The sequence below is a fragment of the Mycobacterium sp. 4D054 genome (assembly GCF_052245755.1).
In the GTDB taxonomy this organism is placed as follows: Bacteria; Actinomycetota; Actinomycetes; order Mycobacteriales; family Mycobacteriaceae; genus Mycobacterium.
In genome coordinates this window covers 1-5,839 of the sequence record NZ_JBQQCF010000102.1, presented here as the reverse complement: position 1 = coordinate 5,839, position 5,839 = coordinate 1, and the positions used below count along the sequence as shown (strand labels likewise).

1 protein-coding gene is annotated in these 5,839 nt (G+C 62.9%); it reads left to right on the top strand.

The window, feature by feature from the left end:
* The first annotated feature begins 101 nt into the window (after positions 1–101).
* A complete protein-coding gene (locus tag ACTWP6_RS29695) occupies positions 102–5,639 on the top strand; it encodes a helicase-related protein (RefSeq protein ID WP_443189577.1) in 5,538 nt (1,845 codons plus the stop codon).
* Positions 5,640–5,839 lie beyond the last annotated feature (200 nt).

The window sequence follows — 5,839 nt, the reverse complement described above, 5'->3', positions numbered from 1 at the left end:
AGCAAGCCAGCGGTCCGATCTAATCGGGTAGTTACGCCGTACCCGCGTCGTGTGGCTTACATGTGCGCGATGCATTCCCGCACGATCCGCGGCCCGGTTCCGTGAGTCCGATCAGTAAAGTCGACGAGGCGCACCGCGCCGCCGGTGCCGGCGCCCGGAAAACCCGCGAGTTCATCACCTCTCTCACGACGGCGTGTCGGTATGCCCTGTTCCTCACCGCCACTCCGGTCCAGAACGATCTGCTGGAGCTCTATCGGCTGGTCGAGCTGCTGCGCCCCGGCACCTTCACGTCTGTGCAGGATTTCAAGCGGCAGTTCATGCGGGGATACGACCCACGCACCCCGAATGATCCTGCGGCACTGCGACGTTTGATCAGCAGCGCGATGATCCGCACGACCCGTGCGCAGGCCGGGGTCGATCGTGTCACCCGCCGCGCAGTCGACGTGCCGGTGACGCTCGCGCCCCGCGAGCGTGAGCTCTACGCGCTCTGCACGAACCTGCTGCGCAGCGTGATGACCGACCCCAGTGACACCATGCGCCGACGCAGCCTCGCACTCCGGCTCACGGCCAGCCCGTTCTCGATGGGGACCACCGCGCTGAGGATGGCCGAGAGGCATCCCGACCCCAAGGTGCGAGCAGTGCTCACCGAAGTCGGCCACCTCGCGATGGACATCAACGATTCCGCACGTGAGAACACCGCCGTCGAAATCACCCACAAGTGGCTTAAGGAGCACGGCCGAGTCCTGATCTTTACCCAGCACACCGACACCGTGACCGGTCTCCTTCGCCGCATGGAGGTCGAGGGGATCACCGCGCGCTCGTTCCATGGGTCGATGTCTGCCGGTGAACGCGCGGCCACGATCGCCGCATTCCGGTCAGGCGAGGCGCCAGTGATGATCTCGACCGACGCGGGTGCCGAGGGCCAGAACCTCCAGTTCTGCAACTGCGTGCTCAACTTCGACCTGCCCTGGAATCCGATGCGGATCGAACAGCGGATCGGCCGCGTCGACCGCCTCACCCAGCCCAAGGACGAGGTGTTCATCGCGAATCTGTACGCGCAGGGCACCATCGACGAGAGCGTGTATCGCCTGCTCGCCGAGAAGCTACGAATGTTCGAGCTGTTGTTCGGCCAGGTCACCACGATCCTCGGCGAACTCGACGATTCGAAGTCCGCCAGCTTCGAAACTCGAATTCTCGAAGCACTTTTCGCGGACAACGACAAGAAGATGCAGAACCTTTTGGGCCAACTCGGCACCGAGCTGGCACAGGCTCGCGAAAGCGCCTCCACACTCATCGCTGCTGACAGCGGCCTGAGCAACTGGATGGCCTCGGCATTCGAGCATCGAAAGGGTCTGTCCAAGGCGGGATCCAGCGACCTGGCGCCGGAGGTGAGTGAACGCGCACGTATGCGGCAGCGTCGAGTTCAGAACTGGACCCGCAATGTCCTCAAAGCCCTTGGCGCGGAGTTGCTGCATGACACAGGTGAGGGCGATGGGGCTTTCATCACCGCGCAGTTCGACGAAGAGTACGAACAGGAACTCGACGGCCGCACGCTGATGCACCTCGCGTTCGACCGCATCGGCATGGAGCACCATCCGGATGCCGAGCTGTGCGCCGTCGGCTCACCGGTGTTCGACGAGATCCTCGGGTTGCTTCGCATGCGTGGCGATATGCACGCAACCGTGCCGGTGGTTCCGGACGACATCGGTGACAGCCCGCTCAATCGCGCTGCCAACGTGACGTTGTTGCGTAGGCGTCTTGTCCCCTCGGGTTCGTGGAGCGGGCAGGCAACGTTCCGTGCGGCGGTGGGTGAGAGCGAGACGACAGAGCATCTGCTGACGGCGGACATCAACGGTCACCACGAAGTGCGGCTCCCCCGCAGACCATTGCAGGACGGCGAAACCCTTCCCGCGGCATTCGGTACCCCGACCGAGGTGATCGCTGCGTTCGAGAAAGCGGCGACCAGTCAATTGGAGAAGCTGCGGCGCGACCTGTCGGAGAAGGTGGAAGCCGATCAGGCCGCTGAGCTGACACGTATCCGTACCGGATACACCGCGCAGATTTACGAAGCCTCCTACGAGGACAGTATCCGACTGCAGCGCGCGTTGGATTCGGAAGAGAAGCGCCTCAGCCGGGTTCCGGACGTGCGTGCTCGGGCCAAGATGCTCGCACTCACCCTCGATGAAGATGACTGGCTGGTGGAGGAAACCTGGACCGGCCCCAACGACTCGGAAACCACTTTGACCTACGAGTGGGAGGATCCGGAGCCGCCGCTGGTCGAAAGCGATGCGTCCGGTGACCCGATCGAGGTGCTGGCGTTGTGCTCGGACTCGCATTGCGTCGACGAATCGGAGACGCAGTACTGCGAGTCGTGTGATCACGTGCTCTGCAGGGCCTGCGGTGAAGATGCCGTGTTCGCCGACTGCCCGGTCTGCGGACTGGCTAGCTGTGGTGCCTGCCGTGCTGCCGGCGGCGGACTGTGCAGCGGGTGCGCATCCCCGCAGCGGGTGCCTGAGTTGGACAGTGATTTCGTGGTCGGTTGGCGTTTAAACGGCGGAACTACCCTGCTGGTCGGCAACCGCGTTGCTGAACTGCACCGGCCGGACGGATCGTCGCACACTGTCGTTCGCAACGAGGATATCGATGACCCGAACCGGAAGCGGATGCGGTCATACGCCTTGACAAACGGACTGCCACTCGACTGCGGCGTCACGCTACGCAAGCTCATCGGGCGTCGCGATGCACAAGACCGCACCCGTGCGCGGCTCAGTTCGACATCAGCAGTTGAGACAGAGTTCAGTATCGCGGCGGCGCTGGGCTCGGCCATAGATGCTGCAGCAATCACCGACATTCCGAAGCTCGACGATGCAGTTGTAACGCCCGAACGCGCAATGAGTTTAGGGAAGCTGCTGCACAAACTCCGATCGGACGCACCACCCCCGGCGCCGCCCACGGTGATGGTCACACGTCGCTCCAGCTTCACGGACATCTACCTCGAAGCAGACGGTCTCGCCAAAGAGGTGTCCATGGTCGAGGATGACGGCAGCATCTCCGTTGCCGATCGCCAGTTCGAAGCGATCCAGTGGACGAAACCAACCCTCGACAGTCCAACAATCGGCCACGCAGTCCTCGCTGGGACACGAATTTCGCTGCAGGCTCGAAATGAGGCAGTACTTGTCTCTGTGTCGACGGACGGGAAGACGCAACCCGATACATGGACCGCATGCCCGGACGGCAGGAACCTTGCTTACGAGATCTCCTGCTTCGACTACCTCAACTCGATCAAAATGCCCGGCGGGAGACTCGGCAAGCGCATTAACGAAGTAACGTCCATCACTGCGCCGTTCCCTTCGCCGAGCGAGTGCACCCTTGTCGAACGTGAGCTTCACACCGTCGCGGAACCTGTCGGCTTGGCGCCCGGATTCGAACTTGAATCACCTGACGATGAATCATTGGGCAGACTCGGACTCCATCCGAACCGCGCACTCGCAAAGGCGACTCACCCATTACCGACAGAGTTGTGTGCCGCACTTCTGACCAAAGCGAGGCGCCCCTTCACCGCGTCACTGCGCAACGGGCTGGAAGTCAAGGAAATGTGGCGTGGGCGCGGCACCGCCGTTCACACGTACCGGACCTTCGACGGCAAGCCGCGCAGCCCGCTGGGCCTGCCGGAAACCGACTTCGGTGTCTGCCGCGATGGCCACTTCTACCCGGGCGGCACCGCGGCGCTGTGCGGCTCGTGTCATTCCTGGGCGTGCCCGTCCTGCGATGAGCTAGGGCAGCAGGCGCTGTCGGACTGCCCCGGGTGCTCCGCTGCGGTCTGTCGCCGTTGCCTCGCTACCGGGCATACCGTGTCGGCCACTGCCTGCGTGTTGTGCGGGGATCATTCATGCGCAGACTGCGGACGTGATCCCGAAGTCACCGCATGTCCGATGTGTGACCGAACGGTGTGTGGCAACTGCCGGGTTGAGGACAGATGTCCTGCCTGCGCGCGCCTCGACGCCCCTGCCGATGCCCAGCGTGCATCGCTTCCCTCCTTGCTTGCCCTGTCGGGCGTCGACCTCCGTATCGGCTCCGACACCGATGCCGATGTCGTCCTCGTCAAGCGCGGTGACAGCTGCGAACAGGCCATTGTCCGCAATAACTCTGTCGATTCCTGGAAAGTATTCGGCAAGAGCACTCTTGACGACGCTGACCGATTGGCCTTGGCAGCGAGCGGCATCCTGGACGCCACGGTCGCGCCCAAAGTGCAAAACCTCGAACCCGAAGCGCCCCCCGACGTTACGCGCTTTGTTGTCAGTTCCGAGCGCACGTATCGTCCGGTTTGGTCGGTCGACGCGTTGCAGGCATCGGGTACTGGAACCCAGGAATTCGATAGCCCCGTTGGGGATCTGATCCGCATCATCTCTTCAGAGTTTCCGCCGCCGAGGCAAGAGCCGACTCCGACGCCGGCCACGCCGCCACGGTTGGCTCGCGAATTCGCGGCCATGCCAACGACGCCGCCTTCCGACCTTGAGATCTCGTGGGAACGCTTCGGTTACACCATCGGCGTCTCCACCCAAGGCCTATGCCGAACCATCGTCGAACACTCGGTAGCCCAGGAATCGACAGCAATATGGGCATCAACAACGGCCATGCCGCAATGGATCCGCGAGGACTGGGAGCCGCTCCCCGCGGTCCGGGCACTCGCAGTCAGCTATGGCACACCGATGGCCGAGGCCGCGATCGTCGAGTTGGCATCGCTGACTGTGCTTGGTCTCCGTATCGGAGAGCAGACCACTTGGTACGCGATCAACAGGTCCGAGAGTGCGCCCGCGGCAACGGCTTTGTCTCGGTGGCTGGGCTTGGGGGATGCTGATGCGGTCAGCGTGTTCACTGACCCGCATCAGGTACGACTGTCCACCGTGACCAATGCAGTGCAGTCCTCCGTGACGGTGGATCCGATCGGCGCACTGAATAGTGCGCCCAGAGGTGGTACCGATGTGTCGGGGGCTGCGCGTGTGGCGTGGAACCCGCCGGTTGAGGTTAGGACACCGCAGCTGGAAAAGCTTCCCGATCGGGTCCGGATCAACCTGGCTCAGGCTTTCCAGCCGACGAAAGCTTGGAGCCAGCTGGAGATCGGCGCACGCGTCGAGCAGCTCGTCACCGTCGAGGACGGTCACGACTGGCTGTACGAACGCACCCTAGCGGCCGGGCAGACGGAGGCCAGGCGAGTGAATGCCAGCACGGGGTACCTGTTCGATTCCGGCGCGATCGACCGAGAGGGCCACTTCGGCACAAACTTCGAGTCCTGTAGCTACTGCGGCGGTACGACCTGCGCCGTGTGTCTCGACAAAGCGGTTGCATGCGACAGTTGCGGGATCAACATCTGCAAGGGCTGCGTAAGCGAGCCGCACGCCAACCTGTGGCTATGCCCGGCGTGCACTGCGATGCGCCCTCCGACGCGCAGTGAGGCTCGCGAGCACGGCCGGCTTCTGTCAACGCGACGGATGCTAATCGGCGCCGACGCGCAGCACACGGTGGTCGTCGAACGGTCCAAGAAGCATTGGACACGCAAGAAAGCCGACGGTGATAGCCAGGTGATCGCGAATCCATCCGTCAACGCTTTCCTGGATGAACGTCTGACCGCCAATAACTAAACGGGTCTGCTGCATGAATAGGTGACATCTTTCACCGAGCAATGATCAATACCTGTGGATGAGGCTCGGCGAGGTGGCCTGAAAGTGGGCGCACCTTCCCGAGGATGATCATCACGGAATCAGGTATTCGATCAAGACCGGCGTTGGCGCGCTGGTTGGGAAGGTACGCCCATGCTCACCGTAGTTCACGATGCCGAGGA